The sequence below is a fragment of the Bradyrhizobium sp. SZCCHNRI1029 genome, assembly GCF_032487555.1.
In the GTDB taxonomy this organism is placed as follows: domain Bacteria; phylum Pseudomonadota; class Alphaproteobacteria; order Rhizobiales; family Xanthobacteraceae; genus Bradyrhizobium.
Genome location: NZ_JAUEUK010000009.1, coordinates 112025 through 138378, shown reverse-complemented (window position 1 = coordinate 138378; position 26354 = coordinate 112025). Strand labels below are relative to the sequence as shown.

28 protein-coding genes are annotated in these 26354 nt (G+C 66.6%); 10 read left to right on the top strand and 18 right to left on the bottom strand.

Going from position 1 to position 26354, the window contains the following annotated elements:
• Nucleotides 1-66 precede the first annotated feature (66 nt).
• Genes QW861_RS24810 through QW861_RS24800 form a run of 3 tightly spaced genes read right to left on the bottom strand, consistent with a single transcriptional unit; the run spans nucleotide 67 to nucleotide 3984 of the window.
• The gene (locus QW861_RS24810; RefSeq protein ID WP_316193589.1) at nucleotides 67-1260 is read right to left on the bottom strand and encodes a nickel/cobalt transporter; all 1194 of its coding nucleotides are present in this window, start codon (nucleotides 1258-1260) and stop codon (nucleotides 67-69) included.
• Nucleotides 1257-1892 carry a DUF1007 family protein gene (locus tag QW861_RS24805; protein ID WP_315716708.1) on the bottom strand — a complete coding sequence of 212 codons (636 nt, stop codon included), beginning with the start codon at nucleotides 1890-1892 and terminating at the stop codon, nucleotides 1257-1259. The genes QW861_RS24810 and QW861_RS24805 overlap by 4 nt, the downstream gene beginning before the upstream one ends.
• Before the next feature lie 10 nt (nucleotides 1893-1902).
• On the bottom strand, nucleotides 1903-3984 hold the full coding sequence (locus QW861_RS24800) for a M3 family metallopeptidase (RefSeq protein ID WP_316193588.1): 2082 nt from the start codon (nucleotides 3982-3984) through the stop codon (nucleotides 1903-1905).
• Nucleotides 3985-4116: 132 nt separating this feature from the next.
• Here QW861_RS24800 and QW861_RS24795 point away from each other — a divergent pair, with 132 nt between their 5' ends.
• From QW861_RS24795 to QW861_RS24770, 6 genes are all read left to right on the top strand, one after another.
• Nucleotides 4117-4377 carry a hypothetical protein gene (locus QW861_RS24795; protein ID WP_315716541.1) on the top strand — a complete coding sequence of 87 codons (261 nt, stop codon included), beginning with the start codon at nucleotides 4117-4119 and terminating at the stop codon, nucleotides 4375-4377.
• 674 nt (nucleotides 4378-5051) lie between these two features.
• A complete protein-coding gene (locus QW861_RS24790; RefSeq protein WP_315716540.1) occupies nucleotides 5052-6194 on the top strand; it encodes a type III PLP-dependent enzyme in 1143 nt (380 codons plus the stop codon).
• A gap of 179 nt (nucleotides 6195-6373) precedes the next feature.
• Complete coding sequence (locus tag QW861_RS24785) at nucleotides 6374-6967, top strand: N-acetyltransferase (protein WP_315769277.1); 594 nt, start codon at nucleotides 6374-6376, stop codon at nucleotides 6965-6967.
• Nucleotides 6955-7116 (top strand): hypothetical protein, encoded by a 162-nt coding sequence (locus tag QW861_RS24780; protein ID WP_315753684.1) that lies wholly within the window; start codon nucleotides 6955-6957, stop codon nucleotides 7114-7116. The genes QW861_RS24785 and QW861_RS24780 overlap by 13 nt, the downstream gene beginning before the upstream one ends.
• Before the next feature lie 96 nt (nucleotides 7117-7212).
• Nucleotides 7213-7602, top strand: coding sequence for a RidA family protein (locus QW861_RS24775; RefSeq protein ID WP_315716538.1), 390 nt, complete (start codon nucleotides 7213-7215; stop codon nucleotides 7600-7602).
• A 73-nt stretch (nucleotides 7603-7675) separates the two neighbouring features.
• Nucleotides 7676-9100: a homospermidine synthase gene (locus QW861_RS24770; RefSeq protein ID WP_315716537.1), complete on the top strand. Its 1425-nt coding sequence runs from the start codon at nucleotides 7676-7678 to the stop codon at nucleotides 9098-9100.
• 158 nt (nucleotides 9101-9258) lie between these two features.
• Here the strand turns inward: QW861_RS24770 and QW861_RS24765 are convergent, their stop codons facing one another.
• The 9 genes from QW861_RS24765 to QW861_RS24725 form a co-directional block, all read right to left on the bottom strand.
• Nucleotides 9259-9579, bottom strand: coding sequence for a hypothetical protein (locus QW861_RS24765; protein WP_315716536.1), 321 nt, complete (start codon nucleotides 9577-9579; stop codon nucleotides 9259-9261).
• 83 nt (nucleotides 9580-9662) lie between these two features.
• Complete coding sequence (locus QW861_RS24760; RefSeq protein ID WP_315716535.1) at nucleotides 9663-10682, bottom strand: WD40 repeat domain-containing protein; 1020 nt, start codon at nucleotides 10680-10682, stop codon at nucleotides 9663-9665.
• Nucleotides 10682-11722: a CobW family GTP-binding protein gene (locus tag QW861_RS24755; RefSeq protein WP_409997649.1), complete on the bottom strand. Its 1041-nt coding sequence runs from the start codon at nucleotides 11720-11722 to the stop codon at nucleotides 10682-10684. Before QW861_RS24755 ends, QW861_RS24760 begins: the two co-directional genes overlap by 1 nt.
• Nucleotides 11723-11792: 70 nt before the next feature.
• On the bottom strand, nucleotides 11793-12668 hold the full coding sequence (locus QW861_RS24750; RefSeq protein WP_316193587.1) for a metal ABC transporter substrate-binding protein: 876 nt from the start codon (nucleotides 12666-12668) through the stop codon (nucleotides 11793-11795).
• An 11-nt stretch (nucleotides 12669-12679) separates the two neighbouring features.
• Entirely contained in the window at nucleotides 12680-13552 is an 873-nt protein-coding gene (locus tag QW861_RS24745; protein ID WP_409977973.1) for a metal ABC transporter permease, read from the bottom strand.
• Nucleotides 13549-14310: an ABC transporter ATP-binding protein gene (locus tag QW861_RS24740; RefSeq protein ID WP_315753694.1), complete on the bottom strand. Its 762-nt coding sequence runs from the start codon at nucleotides 14308-14310 to the stop codon at nucleotides 13549-13551. Before QW861_RS24740 ends, QW861_RS24745 begins: the two co-directional genes overlap by 4 nt.
• Nucleotides 14310-14522: a hypothetical protein gene (locus tag QW861_RS24735; protein WP_315753695.1), complete on the bottom strand. Its 213-nt coding sequence runs from the start codon at nucleotides 14520-14522 to the stop codon at nucleotides 14310-14312. Before QW861_RS24735 ends, QW861_RS24740 begins: the two co-directional genes overlap by 1 nt.
• A 195-nt stretch (nucleotides 14523-14717) precedes the next feature.
• Nucleotides 14718-15104, bottom strand: a complete 387-nt coding sequence (gene crcB / locus QW861_RS24730; RefSeq protein ID WP_315753697.1) for a fluoride efflux transporter CrcB — start codon at nucleotides 15102-15104, stop codon at nucleotides 14718-14720.
• 176 nt (nucleotides 15105-15280) lie between these two features.
• A complete protein-coding gene (locus QW861_RS24725) occupies nucleotides 15281-15880 on the bottom strand; it encodes a superoxide dismutase (protein ID WP_315753699.1) in 600 nt (199 codons plus the stop codon).
• 106 nt (nucleotides 15881-15986) lie between these two features.
• Between QW861_RS24725 and QW861_RS24720 the strand changes: the two genes are divergently transcribed.
• Nucleotides 15987-16520 carry a GNAT family N-acetyltransferase gene (locus QW861_RS24720; RefSeq protein ID WP_315753701.1) on the top strand — a complete coding sequence of 178 codons (534 nt, stop codon included), beginning with the start codon at nucleotides 15987-15989 and terminating at the stop codon, nucleotides 16518-16520.
• Nucleotides 16521-17555: 1035 nt separating this feature from the next.
• A complete protein-coding gene (locus QW861_RS24715; RefSeq protein ID WP_315716527.1) occupies nucleotides 17556-17990 on the top strand; it encodes a DUF2147 domain-containing protein in 435 nt (144 codons plus the stop codon).
• Nucleotides 17991-17996: 6 nt separating this feature from the next.
• Here QW861_RS24715 and QW861_RS24710 read toward each other — a convergent pair whose 3' ends face one another.
• Nucleotides 17997-19145, bottom strand: coding sequence for a DUF3095 domain-containing protein (locus QW861_RS24710; RefSeq protein ID WP_315716526.1), 1149 nt, complete (start codon nucleotides 19143-19145; stop codon nucleotides 17997-17999).
• A gap of 152 nt (nucleotides 19146-19297) precedes the next feature.
• Between QW861_RS24710 and QW861_RS24705 the strand changes: the two genes are divergently transcribed.
• A complete protein-coding gene (locus QW861_RS24705) occupies nucleotides 19298-20098 on the top strand; it encodes an RMD1 family protein (RefSeq protein ID WP_409977997.1) in 801 nt (266 codons plus the stop codon).
• 213 nt (nucleotides 20099-20311) lie between these two features.
• Here the strand turns inward: QW861_RS24705 and QW861_RS24700 are convergent, their stop codons facing one another.
• Nucleotides 20312-21028, bottom strand: coding sequence for an MgtC/SapB family protein (locus QW861_RS24700; RefSeq protein ID WP_315716525.1), 717 nt, complete (start codon nucleotides 21026-21028; stop codon nucleotides 20312-20314).
• A gap of 189 nt (nucleotides 21029-21217) precedes the next feature.
• On the opposite strand from QW861_RS24700, the gene QW861_RS24695 reads away from it, so the two are divergent.
• On the top strand, nucleotides 21218-21592 hold the full coding sequence (locus QW861_RS24695) for a hypothetical protein (RefSeq protein ID WP_316193586.1): 375 nt from the start codon (nucleotides 21218-21220) through the stop codon (nucleotides 21590-21592).
• Between the two features lie 10 nt (nucleotides 21593-21602).
• Here QW861_RS24695 and QW861_RS24690 read toward each other — a convergent pair whose 3' ends face one another.
• The 4 genes from QW861_RS24690 to QW861_RS24675 all read right to left on the bottom strand — a co-directional run bounded on the left by QW861_RS24690 (nucleotide 21603) and on the right by QW861_RS24675 (nucleotide 26341).
• Nucleotides 21603-23897 (bottom strand): heavy metal translocating P-type ATPase, encoded by a 2295-nt coding sequence (locus QW861_RS24690; protein ID WP_315753705.1) that lies wholly within the window; start codon nucleotides 23895-23897, stop codon nucleotides 21603-21605.
• 99 nt (nucleotides 23898-23996) lie between these two features.
• Complete coding sequence (locus QW861_RS24685) at nucleotides 23997-24728, bottom strand: SDR family NAD(P)-dependent oxidoreductase (RefSeq protein WP_315753707.1); 732 nt, start codon at nucleotides 24726-24728, stop codon at nucleotides 23997-23999.
• Nucleotides 24721-26109 carry an AMP-binding protein gene (locus QW861_RS24680; protein WP_315753709.1) on the bottom strand — a complete coding sequence of 463 codons (1389 nt, stop codon included), beginning with the start codon at nucleotides 26107-26109 and terminating at the stop codon, nucleotides 24721-24723. The genes QW861_RS24685 and QW861_RS24680 overlap by 8 nt, the downstream gene beginning before the upstream one ends.
• A complete protein-coding gene (locus tag QW861_RS24675) occupies nucleotides 26096-26341 on the bottom strand; it encodes an acyl carrier protein (protein WP_315716519.1) in 246 nt (81 codons plus the stop codon). Before QW861_RS24675 ends, QW861_RS24680 begins: the two co-directional genes overlap by 14 nt.
• Between the last annotated feature and the right edge of the window lie 13 nt (nucleotides 26342-26354).

Sequence of the window (26354 nt, the reverse complement as noted above, 5' to 3'; positions counted from 1 at the left end):
GCAGGGACTGGCCGCGGCATCGGGGTAAACATAGGGGACGGAAGCGAACAGCTCAGCCGCGCCCGCTCAGAAGCAGGTCGTGCGTTCCGCCGCGATGTAGCCCAGCAACAAGCCCGCGCCGAACAGCAGCACCAGACCGGCGGCGCCGAATTCCAGGCCGCGCATGATCAGGGCGCCGCCGCCCTCGCGGCCGGCGCTGAGCCGGCGGGCGACGTCCTTGGCGGCGACGGCGAGCACCGCGATGGTCGCGACGGTCACCGCCGTGCCCATGCCCATCACGAAGGTCGCGGCGACGCCGGCCCAGAACATGCCCTGGGCCAAGGCGAACACCAGCACAAGGATTGCGCCCGAGCACGGGCGGATGCCGGCGGCGAAGATCGCCTGAAAGCCGCGCTGCCAGCCGCCGGGACCGGCGAGCTCGCTCGGCGCGGGCCCGTGGGAATGGCCGCAACCGCAGTCATCGCCGTGAACGTGATCGTGGTGGACGTGATCGTGAGCGGCGGAACCATGCGCCGCCGCAGCATGGGCGTGCGCATGATCGTGGTGATGATGATCGTGGCCGTGGTGGTCGTGACCATGATGGTCATGACCGTGATGATCATGATGAGGCGCGCGATGCTGGTGATCATGCGCATGGCTATGATCATGGGTCGACGGCGCCACCGCGGCCGCGGGCGCACCGGCCAGCGCCAATGCCGGCGCCGCCGGCTGCCAGGTGCGCAGGAACGCCGCGCCCTTGACCCAGACCAGGCGCGCGCCGAGCAGCGCGATCAGCCCGTAGCTCGCGATCTCCACCACCTTCTCGGCGCTGCACATCGTGGCCGCGGTGGCATTGAGCACCACGGCGCCGATGCCGACGATGACGACCGCGACCAGCGCCTGCATCAGGCCCGAGGCGAACGACAGCACGATGCCGCGCTTCGCCGTCTCCTGGTTGGCGACGAGATAGGACGCGATCACCGCCTTGCCGTGGCCGGGGCCCGCAGCATGAAAGATGCCGTAGGCGAACGAGATCGCCAGCAGCCACCACACCGCCGAGCCATCTTGCTTGGCCGAGCGGATCGCCCCCGACATCTGCCGGTAGAACTCCGACTGCTTGGTGAGCAGCCAGCCGACGATGCCGCCGACCTGCGGCTCGGCCGGCGCGCCGAACGGCGATTTGGCGAGCAGCACATGCGAGGCGGCGTCGGCGGCAACGAGTGCTGCGAGGATCGCAACGCAGGTCAGGAGCGGTCGAGCGGAGCTGGGGCGAGGCGTCATGGACATTCCACTGAGATCTTGTTGGCGAAATTCATTCCGAAATTGGCGTTCGCCCCGCCGCTCAGGAATGTCTGTTCGTTCATGGTCTGCGCGACGGAGCCGCCGTCGCTCGGTCTCACCAGGCCGAACTTGCAGCCCGAGGGAGCGCTGACCAGCGTGACGGGATCCTTCTCCGCCATCTGGAAATCGATGAAATAGCTGGGATCGTACACCTCGACCTGGAGCTGCTTCGGCTTCACCGGCGCCTTCAGCGGCAAGGTGAAGTGCAGGGTCAGCTTGGTGTCCTTGTATTCGAGGTAATAGTCGACGGGGTCCTCGAGCTTCTGCTTGCGCCCGTCGGCCTTGAGGAAGGTGAAGTAGGCATATTCCTTCAGCGACTCGGCGTTGGTCTGCGCCAGCGGCGCCAGCTCCTCGCGGGTGTAGACGCCCTTCTGCTTGGTCTCGAGGCCCTGCAGCGCATAGGTCGCGAACATGTCGTCGAAGGTCCAGGCGTGACGCACGCCGGTCACCGAGCCATCGGCCGCATAGAGCAGCTCACTGGTCGCGGTGACCCAGACATGCGGATGGGCGCTCGCCGCGCTCGCGCCGAGCACGAGCGTCAGCGCAGCGAGGACGAACCGGACCAGCGCCATCCCCTTCATCTCAAGCCGCCTTGGCAACGTCGAGCAGGCCGCGCCGGCGCAGCAGCGCGTCGGGCTCGGGCTCGCGGCCGCGGAAGGCGATGTAGGCCGCTTCCGGATCGAGCGAGCCGCCGGAGGCGTAGACATTGTCGTGGAGCCGCTTGGCGACCGCCGGGTCGAAGATGTTGCCGGCTTCCTCGAAGGCGCCGAAGGCATCCGCATCCATCACCTCCGACCACATGTAGCTGTAATAGCCCGCCGCATAATGGTCTCCCGAGAAGATATGGCCGAATTGAGTCGGCCGGTGGCGCAGCGCGATCTCGGGCGGCATGCCGATCTTCTCCATCTCGGCCTTTTCGAAGGCGCGAACATCCTTGGAGGCCGCCGCCGGCTGGGTGTGGAACTCGAGGTCGATCAGCGCCGAGGAGACGAACTCGACGGTGGCAAAGCCCTGGTTGAAGCGGCGCGCGGCCAGGAAGCGGTCGAGCAGGTCCTGCGGCAGCGGCTCGCCCGTCTGGTAGTGGCGCGCGAAGGTTTGCAGCACCTCGGGACGCTCCTGCCAGTGCTCGTAGAGCTGCGACGGCAGCTCGACGAAGTCGGTGAACACCGCAGTGCCCGACAGCGACGGATAGGTCACGTTGGACAGGATGCCGTGCAGGCCGTGGCCGAACTCGTGGAACAGCGTGCGGGCATCGTCCGGCGACAGCAGCGACGGCTGTCCGTCGGCCCCCTTGGCGAAGTTGCAGACGTTGATGATCAAGGGCGCGGTGTCGCCGTCGAGCTTCTGCTGGTCGCGCAGCGAGGTCATCCAGGCGCCGGAGCGCTTCGACGAGCGGGCAAAGTAGTCGCCATAGAACAGCGCCTTGTGGCGGCCTCCCGCGTCCTTGATCTCCCAGACCCGGACGTCCGGATGCCAGACCGGGATGTCCTTGCGCTCGGCGAAGGTGATGCCGAACAGCCGGGTGGCGCAATCGAAGGCGGCCGCGATCATGTTGTCGAGCGAGAGATACGGCTTGATCGCGGCGTCGTCGAAGTTGGCCTTCGCCTGGCGCAGCTTCTCGGCGTAATAGCGCCAGTCCCAGGCCTCGAGCTTGAAGTTGCCGCCCTCCGCCGTGATCATCTCCTGCAGTTGATCGCGATCGGCCAGCGCCTTGGCGCGCGCCGGCTTCCAGACGCGCTCCAGCAGCCCGCGCACGGCCTCCGGCGTCTTCGCCATGGAATCCTCGAGGCGATAGGCGGCGAAGTTGGGAAAGCCCATGATCCTGGCGGCCTGCTCGCGCAAGGACAGGATCTCGCCGATGACGGCGTTGTTGTCGTTGGAATTGCCATTGTCGCCCCGCGCGGTGAAGGCCTTGAACACCTTCTCGCGCAGGTCGCGGCGGGCAGAGCTCTGCAGGAACGGCTCGACCGACGAGCGCGACAGGGTCACGATCGCCTTACCGGGCATGCCGCGCTCATCCGCCGCAGCCTTGGCGGCAGCCACGAAGCTCTCGGACAGGCCGGCACGGTCGTCCTCGCCGAGCTCGAGGTACCAGTCCTGCTCGTCACCGAGCACGTGGTGGCTGAAGGTGGTGCCGAGCTGGGCGAGCTTCTCGTTGATCTCGGCCATCCGCACCTTGTCGTCGTCCGAGAGGCCGGCGCCGGCACGGCGGAAGCGGGTGTAGGTGCGCTCCAGCAGCCGCTGCTCCTCACCGGTGAGCTTGAGGTCCTTGCGGTTGTCGTAGAGCAGCGCGATGCGGCCAAACAGCACGGCATTCATCATGATCGGGTTCCAGTGCCGCGCCATCCGCAGCGACACGTCCTTGTCGATCTCCAGAATCGCCGGGTTCGAATGCGCCGACACCAGATCGTAGAAGACAGCCGCGACCTTCGACAGCAGCTTGCCCGAGCGCTCCAGCGCCGTGATGGTGTTGGCGAAGTCCGGCTCGGCCGGATCATGGGTAATCGCGGTGATTTCGGCAGCGTGGTCGGCGAAAGCGCGCTCGAAGGCCGGCAGGAAGTGCTCGGGTTTGATCGCGTCGAAGGGCGGTGTCTGGTGCGGGGTCTCCCAGGCCACGAGCAGCGGATTGGTCTGGGCGTCGATCACAGCGGTGGTGTCTGACATCGGCTGGGGTCCGTCCTCTCCCGGAAGTTCGATGCGCCCCTCATATCATGGAGCTGGCTCTTTTTGGGTCATTTCCCCTTGAAGGGCCGGGCCTTTTCGGAGAGATTGCGGCCCGCAACAGGACCCTGGACCATGAACGCAGAGACCACCTCCAAAGCCGGCCGCCAGATCGCCTGGCCGACCGTGATCACCGTCATCTCGGCGGCGATCCTGATCGGTGCCGAAGTGTTCGGTGCGGCCTTCGCCGGCGGCTGGGCGCTCGCGATTCTGTTCGGGCTCGGCGACGGCGGCGCGCACATCGTTCAGGCCGTGCTGTTCGCGATCGGCGTGTTCGTGATGATCGGCTTCATCCGCGGCGCGCAGCGCATCGAGCCGTTCACCAGGCGCGCGTAAACAGCGTAAAAACACTGTCCTGCAAGCGTGAGCGCGTTACGAAAGTTTAAGCTCGCTTAACGTTCGTTCAGAGATCAGCGCAGCATGTGTGTCGCGTAAGCACAGATTAGGGAAATCTTTCCCGGCGCCCAAAAATTCCTTGCGAACGAAATTCAAAACGCTTATTTCCGCTTCTGCCCAATTTCGCACGTGCCTGTGGTCGTGTGTCAGTCGGTAGGTATCCGGACAAGAGGCCGGACAGCCGCCAAGGGATGAGGAACCGAGGGGCCCTCGGATCGTTGCGATCAAGATCACCATGATCGAGATCGTCATGCTCCAGAGCCCAGCATCTCTCTCAAGAGATGCCGCTGAAGGTCACCTCGTCTTTTGCAACCGTGACTGGCAGCCGGAGGCGAACCGGCGCACCCCGCTCTCAACGGGGGACGCGACTTAAAGCAACGACGGATCGGGCTTTTTTGGTCTCTACCGGCAGTCCAAAGCCGGCGCGGGCTACTGAAAAGGCTTGTCCTTCATTGCCAGGTGTGCGGGCGGGAAATTCCCAACCAATCCACGGCAGCACAATTCGGCTACGGGTTCGAGGTTTTGTCGCCTTTCCATCGGGCGGCAACGCCAAGGCACCCGTGTCGGGATCATTTTGAACGGGTCTCCGTCGCTGGGGCCGTTTGGAGGGTGCTATGACCGAACGTATCCGGGAATTCCTGCGCAACCGCCGCGAGGAAGGTCTGGACCACGAGCCCTGTCTCGTCGTCGACCTCGAGATCGTGCGCGACAACTACATGAGCTTCGCCCGGGCGCTGCCGGACAGCCGCGTGTTCTATGCGGTCAAGGCCAACCCGGCGCCGGAAGTGCTGTCGCTGCTCGCCTCGCTCGGCTCGTCCTTCGACACGGCGACGGTCGCCGAGATCGAGATGGCGCTGGCCGCCGGCGCGACGCCGGACCGCATCTCCTATGGCAACACGATCAAGAAGGAGCGGGACATCGCGCGCGCCTATGCGCTCGGCATCCGCCTGTTCGCGGTCGACTGCGCCGCCGAGGTCGAGAAGATCGCGCGCGCAGCGCCCGGCGCCAAGGTGTTCTGCCGCATCCTGTACGATTGCGCCGGCGCCGAATGGCCGCTGTCGCGCAAGTTCGGCTGCGATCCGGAGATGGCTGTGGAAGTGCTGGACCTGGCCAAGCGGCTGGGCCTGGAGCCGTGCGGCATCTCGTTCCATGTCGGCTCGCAGCAGCGCAAGGTGAAGGCGTGGGACCGCGCGCTGGCGATGGCCTCGACGGTGTTCCGCGACTGCGCCGAGCGCGGCATCAACCTGACCATGGTCAACATGGGCGGGGGCTTCCCGACCAAGTACCTGAAGGACGTGCCGCCGGTCGTGCAGTACGGCCGCTCGATCTTCCGCGCGCTGCGCAAGCATTTCGGCAACCAGATCCCGGAGACGATCATCGAGCCGGGCCGTGGCATGGTCGGCAACGCGGGGATCATCGAGTCGGAAGTGGTGCTGATCTCGAAGAAGAGCGACGAGGACGAGCTGCGCTGGGTCTATCTCGACATCGGCAAGTTCGGCGGCCTCGCCGAGACGATGGACGAGTCGATCCGCTACGCGATCCGCACCCCGCATGAGGGCGCGGAGATGACCCCGTGCGTGCTCGCCGGCCCGACCTGCGATTCGGCCGACGTGATGTACGAGAAGCTGCCGTATCCGCTGCCGGTGACGCTCTCGATCGGCGACAAGGTGCTGATCGAGGGGACCGGGGCCTATACGTCGACCTACGCGTCGGTGGCCTTCAACGGCATCCCCCCGCTGAAGACCTATCACATCTGACCTGGCTGCCCTCGCCACCCGAGCGCGGGTGAGACCGGCAAGAGCCTCGGGTGGGGCTTTCCCCACCCCGACCCTCCCCCGCAAGCGGGGGAGGGAGCGATAGACCGTCATCATCAACCTGACATCACGTGTTTGCGCGCGGGCAACACCCGGCGGCGCAGGCCGGGGACTGACGTGCCATGACCGCTTTTCGCATCCCCTCGACTGCGCCCTCTCGGACTGCCGCTCCGTTCGTGATCCGCAGCGAACGGGCCTCCGACGTCGCGGCGCGCGAGACGCTGCTCGACCTGTGCTTTGGCGAGAATCGCCATGAGCGCACCTGCCAGCGCCTGCGCGACGGACGCGCGCCCGCCGCGGGCCTCGCTTTGTCGGCGGTGCGCGGCGGCGCGCTGGTGGGAACGCTGCGGTTGTGGCACGTCAGCGCCGGCGGACGCGACGCGCTGATGCTGGGGCCGCTGGCGGTCGCGGCCGAGGCGCGCAGCCTCGGCGTTGGCGCTGCGCTGATGAATGCCGCGCTGATGATCGCGGCGTCGCGCGGCCATGGCGCGGTGATCCTGCTCGGCGATGCGCCCTATTACGCCCGCTTCGGCTTCTCGGTCGCGCAGACCGCCGCGCTGGAGCTGCCCGGCGCGTTCGCGCGCGAGCGCCTGCTCGGGCTCGAACTGGTCGAAGGCGCGCTGGACGGCGCGTCGGGCATGATCGTCGCGACCGGCGCTGCCGAACGCAAGGCCCGCCGCTCGCGTCGCGAGCGGCCGATGCGATGCGCAGCGTGAAGGCCAGGGCGGCGACAGCGCCGCAGCGGCGGACACTGCTACCGACGCTCCTGCTGATCCTGCTCGGGATCATGATCGTCCGCGACATCGTGGTCAGGCGCTGGTCCAGCACGCCGCCCGCCGGACCTGACGTCACCCGCCCGCGTTAGGCATGCCGGCAGGCCGCGTCCTGCCCGCCCCGCCAGGGGTTGCGCAGGTGCAGCAAAAGCTCTTTAACCCCCGAAAATCCCCCCACGAGGTCCGCCATGTCCCGCCGCCTGATCTCTACCGGATCACCGTTCGAGAAGACCGCCGGCTACAGCCGCGCCGTCATCGATGGCGACTTCGCCTTCGTCGCCGGCACCACCGGCTATGACTACACCACCATGACGATGCCGGCCGATGTCACGAGCCAGTCACGCAACTGCTTCAAGACCATCGCCGCTGCCCTGCAGGAGGGCGGCTTCGAGATGGCCGATATCGTCCGCGCGACCTACTACCTCACCGACGTCAACGACGCCGATGCCCATTTTGCGGTCTGCGGCGAAGTCCTCGGCGACATCCGCCCCGCCGCAACGCTGCTGGTCGTCGCGGCGCTGCTCAAGCCGGAGATGAAGGTGGAAATCGAAGTCACCGCCAAGCGCCGCAGCCGCTAACGCGGCGCGGCATCCGAGGGCGGCGCGCCGCCTGAATCCATCCATCCCACGCACCTTTCGCGGAGAACCATTCATGAGCTCGCAGATCCACGCGAAGATCACCGGCCCCATCGTGATGATCGGCTTCGGCTCGATCGGCAAGGGCACCCTGCCCCTGATCGAACGCCATTTCGACTACGACAAGAGCCGCTTCGTCATCATCGATCCGCATGACGACGGCGCGCTGGCGAAGAAGCATGGCGTCCGCTTCATCCAGCAGGGCGTGACCCGCGACAATTACCGCGAGCTGCTGGTGCCGTTGCTGACCGCGGGCGGCGGCCAGGGCTTCTGCGTGAACCTGTCGGTCGACACCTCCTCGGTCGACCTCATGACCATGTGCCGCGAGATCGGCGCGCTCTACATCGACACCGTCGTCGAGCCGTGGGCCGGCTTCTATTTCGACAAGCAGATGGGCGTCGAGCAGCGCTCCAACTACGCGCTGCGCGAGACGCTGCTCGCCGCCCGCCGCAAGAGCCCCGGCGGCACCACCGCCGTCTCGACCTGCGGCGCCAATCCCGGCATGGTGTCCTGGTTCGTCAAGCAGGCGCTGCTCGACATCGCCAAGGACACCAAGACCGAGATCGTCGAGCCGAAGAGCCGCGAGGGCTGGGCGCAGCTGATGCAGAAGCTCGGCGTCAAGGGCGTCCACATCGCGGAGCGTGACACGCAGCGCTCCAGGAATCCGAAGCCGATGGACGTGTTCGTCAACACCTGGTCGGTCGAGGGCTTCGTCTCCGAGGGCATGCAGCCGGCCGAGCTCGGCTGGGGCACGCACGAGACATGGATGCCGGAGAACGGCCGCCGCCACAGCGAAGGCTGCGGTGCCGCGATCTATCTGCTGCAGCCGGGCGCCAACACCCGCGTGCGCTCGTGGTGTCCGACGCCGGGCGCGCAATACGGCTTCCTGGTGACCCACAATGAGTCGATCTCGATCGCCGACTACTACACCGTGCGCGACGGCGACAAGGTGGTGTACCGCCCGACCTGCCACTACGCCTATCACCCGGCCAATGACGCGGTGCTGTCGCTGCACGAGATCTTCGGCGCCACCGGCAAGATGCAGGGGAAGTGGCACATTCTCGACGAGAACGAGATCGTCGACGGCATCGACGAGCTCGGCGTGCTGCTCTACGGCCACGGCAAGAACGCCTATTGGTACGGCTCGCAGCTCTCGATCGAGGAGACCCGCCGCATCGCGCCGTACCAGAACGCGACCGGCATGCAGGTGTCATCCGCCGTGCTCGCCGGCATGGTGTGGGCGCTGGAAAACCCGACCGCCGGCATCGTCGAGGCCGACGAGATGGACTTCCGCCGCTGCCTCGAGATCCAGTCGCCCTATCTCGGCCCGGTGAAGGGCTATTACACGGATTGGACCCCGCTGAACGACCGCCCGGGGCTTTTCCCGGAGGATATCGACACGTCCGATCCGTGGCAGTTCCGCAACATCCTGGTGCGATGACTGGCTGGGCCGCACTCGCTCCTCAGTCATGGCCGGGCTTGACCCGGCCATCCACGAAGCCGCGCAGTTGAACGACGTGGATGCCCGGGACAAGCCCGGGCATGACGACGTGGAAGCAGCACGCGAACTCTCTCGCGCTCTGCCGTTGCTACAGCGAGCTACTTCCGCTCCATCGTCGGCGCGATCTTCTCGGCCGGGGCCGGCGGCAGCGCCGGCTTGGCGCCTTCCTTTTGAGCTTCCACGTCAGGGCGCGCGGGCTCTGGCGCCGGCGTCGTCGGGCGCGTGCCGCCGGGCTTGGACTCGGCCGGGGTCGCTGACGGTTCAGGCGAGGCCGAGGGCGTCGCCTGCGCAACCTGGTCGAGGTGATTGGCCTTGATCTCGGTCAGCGAGACCACGGCCACGAGCACGCCAAGGACGAACAGGCCCGCCGCCAGCAGCATGTCCCGGCGCAACGTCTGTTTGCTGTTGATCGAGGCCATGGCTTATCATCCGCATCCTATGTGTGCGGAACAACGGTCACGCGCCTGCGAGGTTCCATCGGGGTCTGCGCCCCAGTGCCTCATCAGAGCCGCAGCAGCCCGGCCTCGCCGCTTTCATCGGAGAAAGCGAGCCACGTTCCCGCGGCATTCCAGCCCAGCGCCACGATCGGCGGCGTCTCGTTCCGCCGCACCAGGATCTCGGCGCCGTCCTGCATCCGCACCATCAGCACGGTGCCGTCCTCGTAGCCGCAGGCCAGGATGTCCTGCTTGGGATGGCAGGCGACCGCGGTGACCTTGGCCTTCATCGGCGCCAGCATCGCCGGCTCCTTGCCCATCGGGCCGTCCTTGCCGACGAACGGCCAGAGGATGACCATGTCGGCACCCGAGGTCGCCAGGAAACGGCCGCCGCTGCCCCAGGACATCGACTTCACCCGCGAGGGGTAGCCGGTCATCCGCATGTGCCTGCTATCAGCGAGCCGCCAGCCATGCAGCGCCGGCTCGTGCATCGCGGTGACCAGGAACTTGTTGTCCGGGCTGAAGGTGACGGCGTGATGCGAGCCGGCCCAGCCTAAAAATTCCGGCTCGCCCGCCATGTTGGGAAACCACAAGGTGGCGCCGTTGTAGTGCGCGATCGCGAGCCGCAGGCCCTTCGGCGCGAACGCAAGTCCGCCCGCAGTCGACGGCACCTCGAGCGACTTCTCCTCGCCCTTGGGCTGACGCACGAACGCGGTCTTGCCCACCGACCAGGCGATCGCACCATCCGGATGAAGGGCGACGTTGTCGATCCAGCGCCGCTTCGGATCGGTCACGAGCACGCTGACGCTGCCCGCCTTGTCGAGCGACGAGACCTTGCCGTCATCGCCGCCGATCAGGATGCGCGATCCGTCCGACACCGCCGACAGGATGCCGCCGCCGGTGACATCCACCTTGCTGATCTCGCCGTCGCCGTCGACGACAGCGACACTCTCCTCGGTGCCGACGAAGGCGGCGCGATCGCCGAGATAGTGCACGGCCGTGACGGCCATGCCGAGCGAGACCGGCTTCACCTTGTCGGTGACGGAGACGATCGATGCGGCCTCGCCGCCCTGGTCGAACGACGTCATCAGGTCACGATGCAGCGTTCGAAGCCTTCGCGGATGGCGTCTTCCGGCAGCTCGCGGCCGATGAAGACGACGCGGCTCTGGCGCGCCTCGTCGGGCTTCCACTTCCGCTGATGATCGCCTTCGAGCATCATGTGCACGCCCTGGAAGACGTAGCGGTCGTCATCGTCCTGGAACGACAGGATGCCCTTGGAGCGCAGGATCTTGCCGCCCTCGGTCTGCACCAGGTTCTGCAGCCACGGCATGAATTTCGACGGATCGAGCGGCTTGTCGGAGCGCAGCGACAGCGACTGCATCTCCTCGTCGTGATAGTGCTTCAGGCCGTGATCGTGATGATGATGGTGATCATGGCCGTGGTCGTGATCATGGTGGTGATGATCGTGATCGTCGCCCGCTTCGAGGAATTGCGGCTCGATCTCCAGAATGCGGTCGAGATCGAACGCGCCGCGCTCCAGCACATCCGAGATCGCGATCTGGCAGCGCTCGGTGCGATGCAGCTTTGCGTAGGGGTTGATGGCGCGGATGCGCGCCTCGACCTCGGCGAGCTCCGGCTTGGTGACGAGGTCTGTCTTGTTGAGCACGATGACGTCGGCAAACGCGATCTGGTTCTTCGCCTCCGGCGCATCCTTGAGCCGGTCCGAGAGCCACTTCGCGTCGGCCACCGTCACGACCGCGTCGAGCCGCGCGTTCTTCTGCACGTCCTCGTCGACGAAGAAGGTCTGCGCCACCGGCGCCGGATCGGCGAGCCCCGTGGTCTCGACGATGATCGCGTCGAACTTGCCCTTGCGGCGCATCAGGCCGGAGATGATGCGCACGAGATCGCCGCGCACGGTGCAGCAGATGCAGCCATTGTTCATCTCGAACACTTCCTCATCGGCGCCGACGATGAGGTCGTTGTCGATGCCGATCTCGCCGAATTCGTTGACGATGACGGCGTACTTCTTGCCGTGGTCTTCCGAGAGGATGCGGTTCAGAAGCGTGGTCTTGCCGGCCCCGAGATAGCCGGTCAGGACCGTCACTGGTGTCTTGCTCGCGTCGGACATGCTCACTCCGAAAACCTCAGATCGCGTCGAAAATGGCTCAAAAGCGCACTACCGCGAGGGCTCGAGAACCCTAACGGACCAGCGCGCTCGTCAGAGCCCTTATATTGTGCCGGACCATGGCAATGTAAGTGGGAACGGGGCCCTTTTCCTCGCTCAGGGCATCGGAATACAGCGTGCCGCCGATCTTCGCGCCGGTCTCGGCGGCGATCCGGCCGACCAGCCGGTCGTCGTTGAAATTCTCCAGGAAGACGGCCGGAATCCCCGCTTTTTTCACTTGGCGGATGATCTCGGCGACGTCGCGGGCCGACGGCTCGGTCTCGGTGGAGACGCCGAGCGGGGCGATGAAGGCGACGCCATAGGCATCGGCGAAATAACCGAAGGCGTCATGGGTCGAGATCACCTTGCGCCGCTCGACCGGGATCTTGTCGATCTCGGCGCGGACCTCGCGGTCGAGTGCATCGAGCTCGCCGAGATAGCGCTCCGCATTGGCCTTGAAGACCTCCGCGTCTGCGGGGGCGGCCGCGACCAGCGCATCGCGGATGTTCTTCACATAGACCTTGGCATTGCCGACCGACTGCCAGGCATGCGGATCGGCATCCGAGCCGCGCTTGCGTGGGGTAATGCCCTGAGTGGCGACGACGATCGGCGCCTTGCTGCCGGAGGCCTGCTGCAGCCGCGGCAGCCAGCCCTCCAGCCCGAGGCCGTTGACGATCAGGAGCTGCGCGGCGCCGACATCCTTCGCATCGTGCGGCGTCGGCGTGTAGACGTGCACGTCGCTGTCCGGCCCGACCAGCGAGGCGACATTGACCTTGTCGCCGCCGACCTGGCGGACGAAGTCAGCGAGGATCGAGAAGCTGGTGACGACGTTCAGCCGGGTCTCGGCCGATGCGGGGACGATCAGAACAAGGCCAAACAGCAGGCTCAGGGTGGGCAACAGGCGTTTCATGGGCATCGACTTCAGGCTTCGAGGTGACGTCCCGGAAACAGTTGCGGAAGCACGCCGCCCACGCGTCCGAACAGCACCGAGGCGAGATAGAGCAAGGACGCGACCAGGATGATCGCAGGCCCCGAGGGAATGCGGGTCTGGAACGACAGCACCAGCCCGACATAGCCGGAGACGATCGCAGAGGCGACCGCGATGCAGATCATCGGCGTGACGTCGCGCGACCAGAACCGGGCGATCCCCGCCGGCAGGATCATCAGGCCGACCGCAAGCAAGGTGCCGAGCGCCTGGAAGCCGTTGACGAGGTTGACGACGATCAGGGCGAGGAAGATCAGATGCGCCGGCGCACCGGCGCGGCTCACGGTGCGCAGGAACAAGGGATCGACGCTCTCGACGACCAGCGGGCGGTAGATCACGGCGAGCACGACGAGCGTGATGGTGGCGTTGGTCGCGACCATCAGCAAGGTCGGGTCGTCCATCGCCAGGATGTTGCCGAACAGCACGTGCAAGAGATCGACGTTGGTGCCCTTGACCGAGACGATGGTGACGCCGATCGCCAGTGACGCCAGATAGAAGGTCGCGAGCGACGCGTCCTCCTTCAACCCGGTCGAGCGCGAGACGAGGCCCGATAGCAGCGCCACGGCAAAGCCGGCGATCAGGCCGCCGGTCGTCATCGCAAACAAATTGAGACCCGACAGCAGGAAACCGATCGCCGCGCCGGGAAGAATCGCATGTGCCATGGCGTCGCCGACCAGGCTCATGCGCCTGAGCATCAGGAAGACGCCGATCGGTCCGGAGCCGAGCGACAGCGCGATGACCGCGGCGAGCGCGCGGCGCATGAACTCGAAATCCGAGAACGGAGCGAACAGCACCTCGCGCAGCATCATGCCGCCTTGGAGGCTTGCGCCGGCACGCAGGGCGCGGCGGCATCGTCGAACGCCTCGCACATCCGACGCGCCTGCGACAGATTGTCGGCGGTCAGCACCTCCGCCGTCGGTCCCCAGGCCACGGCCTCGCGCGCCAGCAGCAGGGTCTGCGGGAAATGCGCGCGCACCATGTCCATGTCGTGCAGCGCCGCCAGCACGGTGCGCCGCTCGCCATGCCAGTGCTCGATCAGTTGCAGAAGGTCGGCCGAGGTCTTCGTGTCCATCGCATTGAACGGCTCGTCGAGCACGATCACGCGGGCATCCTGCAGCAGCACGCGCGCGAACAGCATGCGCTGCATCTGGCCGCCCGAGAGCGTGCCAATGCCGCGACCCTCGAAGCCGGTGAGGCCGACGGCCGCGATCGCCTGCGCGATCTTCTCGCGCGCGGCCGCGCCGATGCCGCCGAACATGCCGGTGCTGCGCCACAGTCCGGTGCTGACGAAATCGAACACCGAGATCGGGAAGGAGCGGTCGATATCGGCGATCTGCGGCAGATAGGCGATTTCGCGCGGCTTCAGGCCGGCCGCGGCGATGGTGCCGGCGAGCGGCTTCAACAGGCCGACGATGCCGCGAAACAGCGTCGACTTGCCGGCGCCGTTGGGGCCGACCACGGCGAGCAGCGCCCCTGTCGCGACCTCACCGGTAAGGTGATGCACGGCGGGGTGGCGGTCGTAGCCCAGGGTCACGTCGCGGAATTGCAGCTGGACCATGGCCGTCATCATCGCATCGCCAGCCAGACGATCAGCCAGAGCACCGCGCTCGCCGCCAGCGCCGCGCCGAGCCGCGTCGTCACCGGCATGCGCAGGATCGACCACGGCGCCGGCTGCGCCGGATGCGGCGCCGCGGGACCGTGGCTGTGGGCATGACCGTGACCATGGCTGTGCCCGTGCGCATGCGAATGGCCGTGGCTATCGAGGGCAGACTGCGTCATTTCGTCATGATGTTACATTATAACATCACCGCTGTCCACCGCAGGCGGGGCGTTTGTGGCATCGGAGGTCGTGGTCTCACCCCGTCATTGCGAGCGCAGCGAAGCAATCCAGGCTGCCCAAGCGGAGGGATTCTGGATTGCTTCGCTGCGCTCGCAATGACGGCGGAGAGAGACCGCCTCCCGTCAACCAGCGCGTCAGCTGAAATACCGCACCAGCGCCAGGCCGGCGAACAGGCCGGCGATCGAGATCCCCACCGACCCCAGCACGTAGACCGCAGCCAGTCCCAACGCGCCCCGCTCATACAGCAGCGCGGTGTCGAGCGAGAACGCCGAGAACGTGGTGTAGCCGCCAAGAATGCCGGTCATCAGGAACAGCCGCCAATGCTGGGGCGCGCCGCCCTTGAAGGCGAGATACCCGGCGATCAGACCCATCACGGTGGAGCCGGTGATGTTGATGATGAAGGTGCCGTACGGGAAGTCCGTCCCGAATGCCTTGGCGCTGGCCATGTTGATCGCGTGCCGTAGCGAGGCGCCGCAGCCGCCGCCGAAGAAGACGAGAAGAAATCCGACCAGTTGATTCACGGGACCTTACCTGCAGACCGCATCGAGAGACGGAATGCCCTGCCCTCGTCGCGAATGGAGCAAAACTCTTGCCGCAAGGGCGCCGCTCTTGCAAGGATCGCCCTCGTCAAAAGCCTTGCCATGAAAAAGGGCGGCGAGCCGAAGCCGCCGCCCTGGTCACTTGCTTGCGTCAGCGATCAGATCGCCTTGCCGTAGAGCTCGTCGACGTAATCCCAGTTGATCAGGTTCTCGACGAACGCCTTCAGATAGTCGGGACGGCGGTTGCGATAGTCGATGTAGTAGGAGTGCTCCCAGACGTCGCAGCCGAGGATCGGGGTCGCGCCGTGCACCAGCGGGTTCTCGCCGTTCGGGGTCTTGGAGATTTCGAGCTTGCCGTTCTTGACCGAGAGCCAGCACCAGCCCGAGCCGAACTGGCCGACGCCGGCGGCCGCGAAGTCGGCCTTGAACTTCTCGAAGCCGCCGAGATCCTCGTCGATCTTCTTCTCGAGCCGGCCGGGCAGCTTGGAGCCGCCGCCGTTCGGCTTCATCCAGGACCAGAAATGGATGTGGTTGAAATGCTGGCCGGCATTGTTGAACACGGCGGGGTTCTTGCCGAACGAGCCCTTGACGATCTCCTCGAGGGACTTGCCTTCGAATTCGGTCCCCTTGATCGCATTGTTGCCGTTGGTCACATAGGCCTGGTGATGCTTGTCGTGGTGGTACTCGAGCGTCTCCTTGGACATGTAGGGGCCGAGGGCTTCATAGGCGTAGGGCAGAGGGGGGAGCGTAAAGGTCATGGGGTCGGTTCCGCAACTTGTGAGAAGACGGGATTTAACGGGACCTCCTTATAGAAGGTTCCGACGCCGTAAAACACCGTGATTCTGGAAAAAGCGAGCCGATTTGATGAGCATCGAGATCGAGGTCCTGAATGGAGACACGTCCTGGCCGCTGGCGAAGCCGCTGTATGACGCGATCTGGCCGCCCGAGGTGGTCGCGAGCCTACCCTGGGCAGGTATCACTTTTGCGCATGCCGATCTGCGCGTGCTGGTGCAAGACGAGAGCGGCGACCTGCTCTGCCACGTCGGCATCTATCGCCGCCTGGTGAAATGGAACGGGCAGAACGTCAACATCGGCGGCATCGGCGGCGTTTTGACGCGCGCGGACGTGCGCAATCGTGGCCTGGCCACCGTGGGACTCAACGCCGCGATCCAGACCCTGCGGCACGAAGACTCGATCAACTACGCCGTGCTGTTCTGCGCGCCGGATCGCATCGCCTTCTACGGCGCAAGGGGCTTCATCCCGTTCGACGGCGACGTCTACGCCGAGCAGCCCGACCAGGGCCGCATCCGCTTCGACACGCTGTCTGCGCTCGTGCACGACGTCAAGCGCACTGCGCCGACCCGCGGCACCATCGACCTCTGCGGATTGCCGTGGTGAGGCCGCTCTCCCCTGTCGTCCCGGACAAGCGCGCGGTACGCGCGCGCAGATCCGGGACGACCTACCCCCAGGCAGACGTTTGAGGCACGCTGGTCATGGCACTTTGCCCATGATGTCCGCTGCGGAGGATGGGTCCCCGCTCGAGGCCGGGACGACAGCGGATCACATGGCCCGTATTCCGAAAAAAATAATTCTCTTGCGTTTTTCAAGAAATCATGCTTGTATCCCGGCATCCCGCCTCACCGCAGAGGGGCGTAGCGCGCGATCGTCACGACACGCGAGGTGGGGATGCGATGGCCGCGTTGCTGCCGCAGCATGCTTATCGGCGTGCGGACGAACGGTAGCACGCGGACGTGAAGTCGCAGCGTCCTGACACCCCGAAGCTGGTGTCAACCTGGCGCAATGCTCACGCATGGCGCTGGGGATGGTGGCCAACAAGCCCGGCGCACCAGGGAGACTGCGTATAAGCGTGAAGACCGTCGCGCAGGGAATGCCGGTTGAATCGGCTTTGCCTGTGGTACCTGCCGCCTGCATTCTTTTCGCAGGCGGGCCATGGGTGAGGCCTTCACCCGGCATTCCCTGCGCCCTCTGCATTTCGAGAGGGACGGACTGATCGCAGACCTCGGGCGCGATGCGCCGCGAGACTGCAAAGCCATGTCCATCGCTGTTTGAACCGTGAAACCGCCTCACCCGCCGTCGTCGTCCCGGACAAGCCGTGACGCGCGCCAGCGCGGCATGGCGCCGATCCAGGACCCATACGCGGCGGCGACGCGAGATGCGAAAAGCCAATCGCCGGCGCGTTTCGAACCGCTCCCTGGGGGTATGGATCCCGGTTCAAGGGCCGGGACGACAGCCGAGTTTGTTGCCGCAATCAAAACCATTTCCCGGCACATGCATGAGACAACCGAACAAGGAATTGAGACGGCTCGGCAGCCATGCACCTGATCGTGATGATCCCGCTTTGGACAACCGCTCCTCTGCGATTGCAACTGCGCCGTTTGCTGTTATGGAAACGCGGCTTCAACGGGGGGTAAGATGATTTGGAAATTGCGTTTGGCTGGTCTTGCGCTGGCGACCGTCGTGATGGCGCAGCCCGCTTTGGCCGCCGATGATCCGACCGGCACCTGGCTGACCCAGGCGGGCGACGCCAGGATCAAGGTCGCCAAATGCGGCGCCAATCTCTGCGGCACCGTCGTGTGGCTGAAGGAGCCGATGGACACCGACACCGGCAAGCCGGCCGTCGACAACAAGAATCCCAATCGCGCGCTGGCCAACCGCCCGATCATCGGCCTGCAATTGTTCGAAGGCGTTCACTCGGAGGGGCCGAATAAATGGTCCGGCAAGATCTACAACGCCGATGACGGCCAGAGCTACACCAGCCACATCTCCGTCTCCGGCCCGGATACGCTGAAGGTGGAAGGCTGCGTCGGATCGCTGTGCGGCGGCGAGACCTGGACCCGCGCGCGCTGATCACTCTCAGGCGACCGCGGCCTTCAACGCGGTCGCAGCCGATGCGTAGCCGCCTCGCGCGCCGTCGATGAAGTGGACGTGATCCGGCCGGATCGCGGACGGCGTGAAGCAGGTCATCATCGCGGCATCTTGCCGATGCAGCCCGTAGCGGACGATGCCGCGCGAAGCCGCCGCGCCGAGCCGGCGCTCCAGCTCCTGCGCGAGCTCGTCGGTGCAGTCGAGGATCATGCGCAGCGCATCGTCATATTTGCGGAAGTCGGAATTCTCGACCACCTGCTGCTTGTAGAGATCCGGCACGAAGCCGCCGATGCTGATGTTGAACCGCATCACGGCATAGACGAACAGCGTACGTCCGAGCACGCGGGCCCAGCGCGACAACAGCGGTCCGCGCGCGGCGCGGACCTCGTAGCCAAATCCCTGCGGCGGCCATCGCAACGCCGGCGCGCCGGCCGGCACCGGCCGCCCGGCATCGGGGCTGCGCTCGGTGAGGGTGATGATCTCCTCGATCACCTTGCGATAGGCCTGCGCATCCGCGCCGGGAGCCGGCAGCACCAGCACCGACAGGATGACCCCGCGCGCCGCCGGAATCTCCTCGAAGCGGCACGAGAGTCCGGACAGATCGGGCTGCGCACCGGACGGCGCCGGGGGAATCGCGAACTCGCCCCGCTTCATCGCGGCCTCGGCCCAGCCCACTCCGCCGCCCGCGAACATCGCATAGGACAGATTGGCCGACGGACCGTAGCGCGCCACGCGGACATCGAGCCCCTGCGCGCGGATCGCCGTCACGGGCACCAGCGCGACGCGCATCGCGAGAGCGAGATCCTCCCTGACCCAGGTCGCGGTGGCGGCAAGGGCTTCGCGCGCGGCCGCTTCGTCATCCGGGCTGACGGCGAAGCTGGCGCCGTCACCGCCGAACACGAACGGGAATTCGCGCCCCTCCAAGGCATTGGTGACCGCGGCGATGACCGCCGCCCCGGCCATGTTGACCGCCTTGTAGCGCCTGTCGGCGATCGCCTTGGTCGACTCGACGATGTCGGCCGTGCCGATCAGCCAGTCGTCCGGCACCGGCTGGTAGAGCTGCGGCTCCATCAGGCGCGCGAAGCCGCGAAACACCGGGATCGAGGCATAGTAGTCCGCAGCACTGGTCTTCGACATCGAGAGGCATCCATCCGGGGTGCGCGTCCAATGAGGAGCTACGTTCCTTCCTGTCAAGCGGGTTCAGGCAGCGATATTCGGCAACGGACGTGTCGCCAGGCTTGCGCCGCGTTATCGTTCTGTCGGGCTCGACGTGCTAGCCTTTCACCATCATGGCCGACTCCTCCCCCGTTCCACAACTCGCCGCCCGCGCGCTCCAGATCGCGGACCGCATCAATACCGCCGGCTTCGAAGGCCAGGTGCTGTCGGCGACGCCGCTCGCGGTCCGCATCGGCGAGACGGGAGTCGCCGTGGTCTTCCGCTACGGCGTCGTCGTCTTCATCGGCCTGTCGGTGGCCGAGGAGATCAACTTCCTCGACCGGCTGAGCGCGCGGCTGTTCGGCCCGATCGCCCCCCACGAGGAAGAGACGGCCAAGGTCCAGGTCGCGCGCGAATCCGACGAGCCGATCCCGGTCGGCGGCCCGGTCCTGGTCAAGGAATTGTCGCTGGAGCGGCTGCTCATCGTCGCCGATGCGCTGGCGAAGAGCGTCGTGCTCGGCCGCAGCGAGCGCGAGATCGCCAACGTGTTCGACACCATCGAACCGTTCGCGCGCGAGCTGGCGATGCTGGGACGAACATCGAAGAGCCGGGTGGCGATGCTCAAGCTGCTCGGCGAGGCGCTGCTGGTGCAGCACCGCGTCTCCGGCCGCGTGGCCGTCGGCGAAAAGCCGGACGTGTTGTGGGACCGGCCAGATCTGGAGCGGCTCTATGCGCGGCTCGAGGACGAGTATGAGCTGAAAGAGCGCGAGGACACCCTCAACCGCAAGCTCGCGGTGATCGCCGAGACGGCGACCACGCTCGCCGACATCATCGACACCAAGCGCTCGCTGCGGCTCGAGGTCATCGTCGTCATCCTGATCGCCTGCGAGATCGTGCTCGGCTTCTACGAGATCTTCGCCCGCGGCGGGCACTGACGATGGAGCTGCCGCACGCCTGACGACTGACGGCGCTGCATTCAGCGATGGTTCAGGCGCGACATGGAACTTTCGCATGGGCGCGATGAGCGATGCAGGGGATATCGAACCATGACGTGGGTGGGGAGCTTGCCACGGCCGCCGGCGGCCGGCAGCCACGAGGTGTGGCGAGCGCCCCGCCGCCGGTGCGGCGATGCTGGTCCGGCAATGCCGTCACACCAGCGCCCTGACGTTCCAGGTCGCATGACGGACCCCGGCGAGCTTCGCCAGCTCGGACACGACGCGGTCGAGATCGACCGTATCGACCGCGAGCGGCACCAGCGTCGCGACGATCTCGACGATGTCCTCGGAGCGATAGACGACCTCGGTCTCCCGCACCGGGTATTTGGCCGCCTCCAGCCGCTCGTCGAGCGCCTCGCGCAGCTCGGCGGCGCGCAGCCCGTCGGTGGTCAGGACGATCTCGTAGTGCGCCTCCGACGTCTGCGCATTGAGCGGGATGCGATCGATCGCGTTGACCAGCGGCCGCAGCAGCGTGTTGCCGGCCAGCACGAACACGGTCAGCGCCACCGATTGCGCGATCAGGTCGGCGCCGGCGCAGGCGCCGACCGCGGCGGACGCCCACAGCGTCGCCGCGGTGTTGAGCCCGCGGACGTTCATGCCCTCCTTCATGATCGTGCCGGCGCCGAGGAAGCCGATGCCCGACACCACATAGGCGATGATCCGCACCGCGCCGTCGGCGCCGGTCAGGCGGTTGCCGAGATCGACGAAGGCGGCCGCGCCGACGGCGACCAGCACGTTGGTGCGCAGGCCGGCGCTGCGCTGCCGGTATTGCCGCTCGGCGCCGATCAGCGTGGCCAGCACGAAAGCTGCGAACAGGCTGACGAGCGTATCGAGGAAATCATAGACTTGGAAAGTGTGGAGGAATCGCATGGGCTTGCTGACTGTCTGCAGTATTAAGCTCCGTGGCCTGCCTGGCAGCAGCGACACGCGTGGCATCCGGCGGCGGAACCGCCGCGAGAGGCCGCTTTCTTAGGACGTCCTTGATCGAAATCAAATCCCAGTCCCTCCCGCATACTTTAGGCTGATATCATCAACAGGCAGATGACGTCCGGCAAACACATGACGCCATTCTCCGACGTCCGCAGGGATCACAGCCCGGCCGTCCGGCTGGGACATGATGCGGTGAGTGCGGTGAAGCTGTCCCAGGAGCTCACCGCCGAGATCGACGCCTGGGCGGAGGCTCACCAGATGACACGCTCCGACGCCATCGGCCAGTTGCTCACGATCGGCCTGCATGCATCGCGGCCGGCAGCAGCCGGGCAGCCCTCGTCGCGGGATCCCGTCGCCATCGAGCAGAATGCGATCCGGCTGATCGATCGGATGCTCGATCCGAGTCTGTCGGCCGAGGAGCGCCAGCGGCGGATCCGCCGCCTGATCGAAGGTCCTGCGGAATTCGCCAACGAACGGATCGACCTGCCGCGGCATCCGGGCTGACGCGAACGGTTCAGGCGGCCGAGCGCGCCACCACGGCCTCATAGATGTCGTCCTCCTGCGCCGTGTGCATGCGCACCAGCGTCTCGATCGCCTCGATCACCCGTTGCGCATCGCGAATCAGATAGCGGTCCACATGCTCGGACGGCAGATCCTCGACCAGCCGGCCGAGCAGGCGCGCCAGATGCAGGATCTCGCGATGCGCCCGGCTCATCGCCGACAGGCCATGGCTCTCCTGCAGGAGCCGCGCGAGCTTCGGATAGACCGATCCTTCGTCGTCGCGCTCATGCGCCACGACCTTGTCCTGCACCAAGCCGTTTGCCTCCATGATCAGCGCCACGGCGCCGTCCGGCGAGGCTTCGTCGAGCGCATCGACGATCGAGCGCAGGCGGTCGAGGCCGCGCAGCAGCGCCTGGTGATCATGCCTGAGCCCTCGGCCGTCTTCGGCCGTGATCCGGCCGGCCTTGCCGCGCCTGGCCGGGAACAGAGCGCGGAGCGCGTTCAGGATGACGGCGACGTCGATGGCCTCCTGGACCAGGGCCGCAGGCACCGGCTGCAGCAGGCCGAAGGCCGCTGCGCCCATCGCCACGAACGACAGGCCCATGCCGACGAAGATGCTCTCCAGGGCGATGCGTCGGGCGCGCTGCGCGATCACGATCGCCTCGCCGACGCGATCGAGCCGATCGGCGAGAATAACCACGTCGGCGGCTTCCGACGAGGCGCTGGCACCACGGGCGCCGAGCGCGATGCCGACGTCGGCAGAGGCCAGCGCCGGGGCATCGTTGATGCCGTCGCCGACCATGATGGTGGGATGCAGCCGCTGCTCGCTCTTGACCGCCTCCACCTTGTCGGAGGGGACACGGTCCGCCAGCACGGCGTCGAGGTCGAGCGCCGCGCCGATCGCCTGGGCGGCCGCGGCGCGATCCCCGGTCACCATGACCATGCGCGCGATGCCGGCCTCGCGCAGCCAGCGGATCGCCCGCGGCGTATCCGCGCGCAACTCGTCGGCCAGCAGCAGCGCCCCGATCGGGCGCCCCTCGACGGCAACGAAGACGATCAGGGCCGAACGCCACGACGCCCGGCGGATCGCGCGCGCCGCCCAAGCCGGCGGCGTGCGGCTGCCGAGCACGAGGTCGCGCGAGCCGGCCATCACAGGGCGGCCATCGATCAGACCTTCGAGGCCCGAGCCCATGGTTTCCCTGACCTGTTCGGGCACCTTCAGCTTCAGCCCGCGGGCCTGGCCGGCCTGAACGATCGCGTGCGCCACCACGTGGTGCGAGGCCTGCTCGAGCGATGCGCAGAGCAGCAGGACCGCATCGGCGTCCTCGCCCGGTGCGGCGTCGACCGAGAGCAGCCGCGCGCCGCCGACGGTCAGCGTGCCCGTCTTGTCGAACAGCACGGTATGGGCACGCGCGAGCGCCTCGAGCTTGCCGCCGCCTTTGACCAGAATGCCGCTTCGGGCCGCCTGCGCCACGCCCGCAATGAAAGCGACGGGTGCGGCGAGAATCAGCGGGCACGGCGTTGCCGCCACCAGCACGGCAAGACTCCGGATCAGATCGCCCGAGGCCAAATAGGCGGCCCCCGCAATAGCGAGGCTTACGGGCAGGAAGATCAGCGCGTAGCGGTCGGCAAGCCGCACGAACGGCGCTTTCGCGGTCTGGGCCGTCGTCACCAGCTTGACGATGCCGGCATAGGTGCTTTCGCCCGCGGTCGCCGTGACCGCCATTTCGAACGTGTCGCCGGCGTTCACCGATCCCGACAGGATCGCCATCCCGCGCGTCTTCATCACCGGGATGGGCTCGCCCGTGAGCGCCGACTCGTCGACGACGGCGATGGTTGTTTCGACCATGCCGTCGACCGGGACGATCTCGCCGGCGCGGACCATCAGGCGATCACCGACCGCGACGCTGGCGATCGGAACGTTGTCGATCTCGTCGCCACGGCGGCGATGCGCCTCACGCGGCGCGCGATCGACCAACGCGCGCAGATCGTGCTCGGCGCGGGCGACGGCAATGTCCTCCAGCACGTTGCCTCCGGAATACATCAGCGCCACGACAGCGCCGGCCAGCGGCTCGCCGAGGATGATCGCCGCGCTCATCGACACCAGCGCGATCGCGTCGACGCCGATGCGGCCGGCCAGGAAATCGCGGACGATCGAGACGATCAGCCCCAGGATGACAGGAACGGTCGAGGCCGTGAACGCGATCCCGGCAAGATCGGGGCGACCGAGCACATGCGCGAGGCCGCCCGCGGCGAGGCCCGCGATTGCGATCACGACGAGGGTCCACCGCAGAATGCGCTCGAACATGGATACCGGTTCCGGATTGCGCCGGCACTATCGCTGCTGCCGCGCGTCGGACGCTTGAGCGAAATCAACGGCGAGAGCGACCGATCGCCGCAAATGGCCTCAGGCGGTATTGCCTGCGTCGACCGTCAGCACGGTACCGGTGACATTGCGCCCGCCGTCGCTGAGCAGGAATTCAACCATCGCGGCCACGTCATCCGTTTCCGGCAGCCGCCGCAACGCGCTGCGGCCGGCGATGCGTCGCTGCTGCTCCTCGTCCATGCTCTGCGTCAGCTCGGTGGCGATGAAGCCCGGCGCGATCGCGTTCACGGTGATGCCGACCTTGCCGACCTCGCGCGCCAGCGAGCGCGTGAAGCCGTTGGCGGCCGCCTTGGTCGCTCCGTAGACGGACAGGCCCTTGTAGCCGGTAGAGGCGATGATCGAGGAGATGTTGATCACCCGGCCTTCGCCCGCGGCCATCATGTGACGAACGACGTATTTCGTCAGGATCATCGGCGCCAGCACGTTCAGCCGCACCAGTGCCTCGATCTCCGAATTATGCATGGTCGCGAGCAGGCCCTCGGTGCCGAGACCGGCATTGTTGACGAGACCATAGAGCGGACCGAACTCGTCGCGCACCGACTTCACGAAGGCCGGTAGTTCATCAACGATGCTGAGGTCGCAGGCGCGGAAATGAATGCCGGCGCTGCTGGCGCTGAACTCGGCCATCGCGGCGCGCAGCTCGTCGCTCTCCCGGCGGGCCACCGCGATGACGTCATAGCCCGCTCCCGCGAGCCTGCGCGCGATGGCGAGCCCGATGCCACGGCTGCCGCCGGTGACGAGAACATTATGCATCGGCGCGCGCCAGCTTGCCGGCCGGAGTGACGTCGAGCGCTGGCACGACGCGGATCATCGCCGGCACCTTGTGGGCCGCGAGACGCGCGCGACACGCGGCCAGGATCTCATTGCGGACCGTCTCACTCCGTACCGGATCGGCATCCGCCGTCAGCACGACCTCGGCGACGACGATGCCCCCGGTGATCGGGCTGCGCCGCGACTTGGCGCGCGACATCCGCACCTCGGGATGGCCATTGATCACGGCTTCGATCTCTTCGGGATGGACCTTGAGCCCGCCGACATTGATGATGCCGTTGCGGCGTCCGACGAAGTAGTAGCGATCGCCGCGCAGCTCGACCATGTCACCGGTGTCGACATAGCCATCCGTGTCGGTCAGGGCGGCGGCAGAGCGTCCGACATAGGCGTGCGCGGCACGCTTGGAGCGGATGCGCAGCGAGCCGTCGACGACCTTCATGTCGACGGCCCCGCGGCCCTCGCCGAGCAGCGTCGCAGGAAAACCCTCCAGCCCATCATTGACCGCGAAGCCGACGCCGGCCTCCGTCGAGGCGTAGGCATGACCGATCGAAGCGTCGGGAAATGCCTGCTTCAATCCGTCGAGCACGGCCTGGTCGGCGATCTCGCCGGAGAGACGCACATAGCGCGGCGCAAAGCCTTCGACCGATCCGCTCATCAGCAGCTTGCGCCAATGCGACGGCGTTCCGGACATGTGAGTGACGCCGCGCGCGTTGAGACGCGCGATCTGGTCCGCGAGCCCCTCGCCGGGATCCGACAGCACCATCGAGCCGCCGCCGACGATGGCGCGCAGGAAGATCTGCAGGCCGCCATAGCGGCGGATGTCGTAGAAGGTCGCCCACACCGGCATGGCTTCGCCAGGACCCGGACGGTCGCCGATGATCGCGCCGCACAGGCCATCCAGAGTATGCCCGACAATCTTCGGCACGCCCGACGTGCCTGATGTCAGCATCAGCCATTCGGTGGCGCACACCGTCTGCACGACCACGGCAGAAGGCCGCGGCAGGGCGACCTCGATCACGAGATCGACGCCGCAAGCGCCGAAACGCTGGACCTCATCGGTCACGATGACGTCGATTTCAGCATCGGCGATGATGCTGGCGAGATGCTCGCCCTTGAGATCCGGCGGACACAACAGGATGCGTCGTGCGACGCCGTCGATCTCGATCAGCGCGAGGCCGGCGAGGAGCTGGCCGGAGGTCGCCAGCAGCACCGAACGTCCGTTGAGCTCTGCGGCGCGGCCGCCGAGGCAGCTTCCGCGCGACAGCTCGGCGAGCGATATGACGTGACGCGGATCGGAGATCGTCCGTTCGGTCAGCGCCGCCCCGAGATGGTCGCGAAGGGCGAAGATCTCACGCGGGGACATTCTCATAGGCCCCGATGAAGTCGCCTATCGTGTTGGGGAACGTCACATCCTCGGACAGGGTGAACGGATCGACGCCGAGATCGTCCTCGAGACGGGCGACCAGGATGGCGAAAGCGAGCGAGTCGAAGCCGGTCTCGTGCAACGTCAGCTCGTCGGTCAGCGGCGGCAGCTTGACCTTCTGCTCGTCCGCAATCTGCTTGATCGCTGCAATGATTCTTAACCGTACCGACATGGGCCAATCCGCT

Excerpts from the sequence above, each read along its gene's own strand:
- QW861_RS24755 (WP_409997649.1), bottom strand. The coding sequence starts at position 11,722 with ATGTCCGACGCGAGCAAGACACCAGTGACGGTCCTGACCGGCTATCTC.
- QW861_RS24685 (WP_315753707.1), bottom strand. The coding sequence starts at position 24,728 with ATGCATAATGTTCTCGTCACCGGCGGCAGCCGTGGCATCGGGCTCGCC.
- QW861_RS24760 (WP_315716535.1), bottom strand. The coding sequence starts at position 10,682 with ATGACGTCGTTCGACCAGGGCGGCGAGGCCGCATCGATCGTCTCCGTC.
- QW861_RS24770 (WP_315716537.1), top strand. The coding sequence starts at position 7,676 with ATGAGCTCGCAGATCCACGCGAAGATCACCGGCCCCATCGTGATGATC.
- QW861_RS24800 (WP_316193588.1), bottom strand. The coding sequence starts at position 3,984 with ATGTCAGACACCACCGCTGTGATCGACGCCCAGACCAATCCGCTGCTC.
- QW861_RS24695 (WP_316193586.1), top strand. The coding sequence starts at position 21,218 with ATGACGCCATTCTCCGACGTCCGCAGGGATCACAGCCCGGCCGTCCGG.
- QW861_RS24725 (WP_315753699.1), bottom strand. The coding sequence starts at position 15,880 with ATGACCTTTACGCTCCCCCCTCTGCCCTACGCCTATGAAGCCCTCGGC.
- QW861_RS24740 (WP_315753694.1), bottom strand. The coding sequence starts at position 14,310 with ATGACGGCCATGGTCCAGCTGCAATTCCGCGACGTGACCCTGGGCTAC.
- QW861_RS24785 (WP_315769277.1), top strand. The coding sequence starts at position 6,374 with ATGACCGCTTTTCGCATCCCCTCGACTGCGCCCTCTCGGACTGCCGCT.
- QW861_RS24795 (WP_315716541.1), top strand. The coding sequence starts at position 4,117 with ATGAACGCAGAGACCACCTCCAAAGCCGGCCGCCAGATCGCCTGGCCG.
- QW861_RS24790 (WP_315716540.1), top strand. The coding sequence starts at position 5,052 with ATGACCGAACGTATCCGGGAATTCCTGCGCAACCGCCGCGAGGAAGGT.
- QW861_RS24735 (WP_315753695.1), bottom strand. The coding sequence starts at position 14,522 with ATGACGCAGTCTGCCCTCGATAGCCACGGCCATTCGCATGCGCACGGG.
- QW861_RS24780 (WP_315753684.1), top strand. The coding sequence starts at position 6,955 with ATGCGCAGCGTGAAGGCCAGGGCGGCGACAGCGCCGCAGCGGCGGACA.
- QW861_RS24750 (WP_316193587.1), bottom strand. The coding sequence starts at position 12,668 with ATGAAACGCCTGTTGCCCACCCTGAGCCTGCTGTTTGGCCTTGTTCTG.
- QW861_RS24765 (WP_315716536.1), bottom strand. The coding sequence starts at position 9,579 with ATGGCCTCGATCAACAGCAAACAGACGTTGCGCCGGGACATGCTGCTG.
- QW861_RS24810 (WP_316193589.1), bottom strand. The coding sequence starts at position 1,260 with ATGACGCCTCGCCCCAGCTCCGCTCGACCGCTCCTGACCTGCGTTGCG.
- QW861_RS24775 (WP_315716538.1), top strand. The coding sequence starts at position 7,213 with ATGTCCCGCCGCCTGATCTCTACCGGATCACCGTTCGAGAAGACCGCC.
- QW861_RS24690 (WP_315753705.1), bottom strand. The coding sequence starts at position 23,897 with ATGTTCGAGCGCATTCTGCGGTGGACCCTCGTCGTGATCGCAATCGCG.
- QW861_RS24720 (WP_315753701.1), top strand. The coding sequence starts at position 15,987 with ATGAGCATCGAGATCGAGGTCCTGAATGGAGACACGTCCTGGCCGCTG.
- QW861_RS24745 (WP_409977973.1), bottom strand. The coding sequence starts at position 13,552 with ATGATGCTGCGCGAGGTGCTGTTCGCTCCGTTCTCGGATTTCGAGTTC.
- QW861_RS24710 (WP_315716526.1), bottom strand. The coding sequence starts at position 19,145 with ATGTCGAAGACCAGTGCTGCGGACTACTATGCCTCGATCCCGGTGTTT.
- QW861_RS24715 (WP_315716527.1), top strand. The coding sequence starts at position 17,556 with ATGATTTGGAAATTGCGTTTGGCTGGTCTTGCGCTGGCGACCGTCGTG.
- QW861_RS24805 (WP_315716708.1), bottom strand. The coding sequence starts at position 1,892 with ATGGCGCTGGTCCGGTTCGTCCTCGCTGCGCTGACGCTCGTGCTCGGC.
- QW861_RS24680 (WP_315753709.1), bottom strand. The coding sequence starts at position 26,109 with ATGTCCCCGCGTGAGATCTTCGCCCTTCGCGACCATCTCGGGGCGGCG.
- QW861_RS24675 (WP_315716519.1), bottom strand. The coding sequence starts at position 26,341 with ATGTCGGTACGGTTAAGAATCATTGCAGCGATCAAGCAGATTGCGGAC.
- QW861_RS24700 (WP_315716525.1), bottom strand. The coding sequence starts at position 21,028 with ATGCGATTCCTCCACACTTTCCAAGTCTATGATTTCCTCGATACGCTC.
- QW861_RS24705 (WP_409977997.1), top strand. The coding sequence starts at position 19,298 with ATGGCCGACTCCTCCCCCGTTCCACAACTCGCCGCCCGCGCGCTCCAG.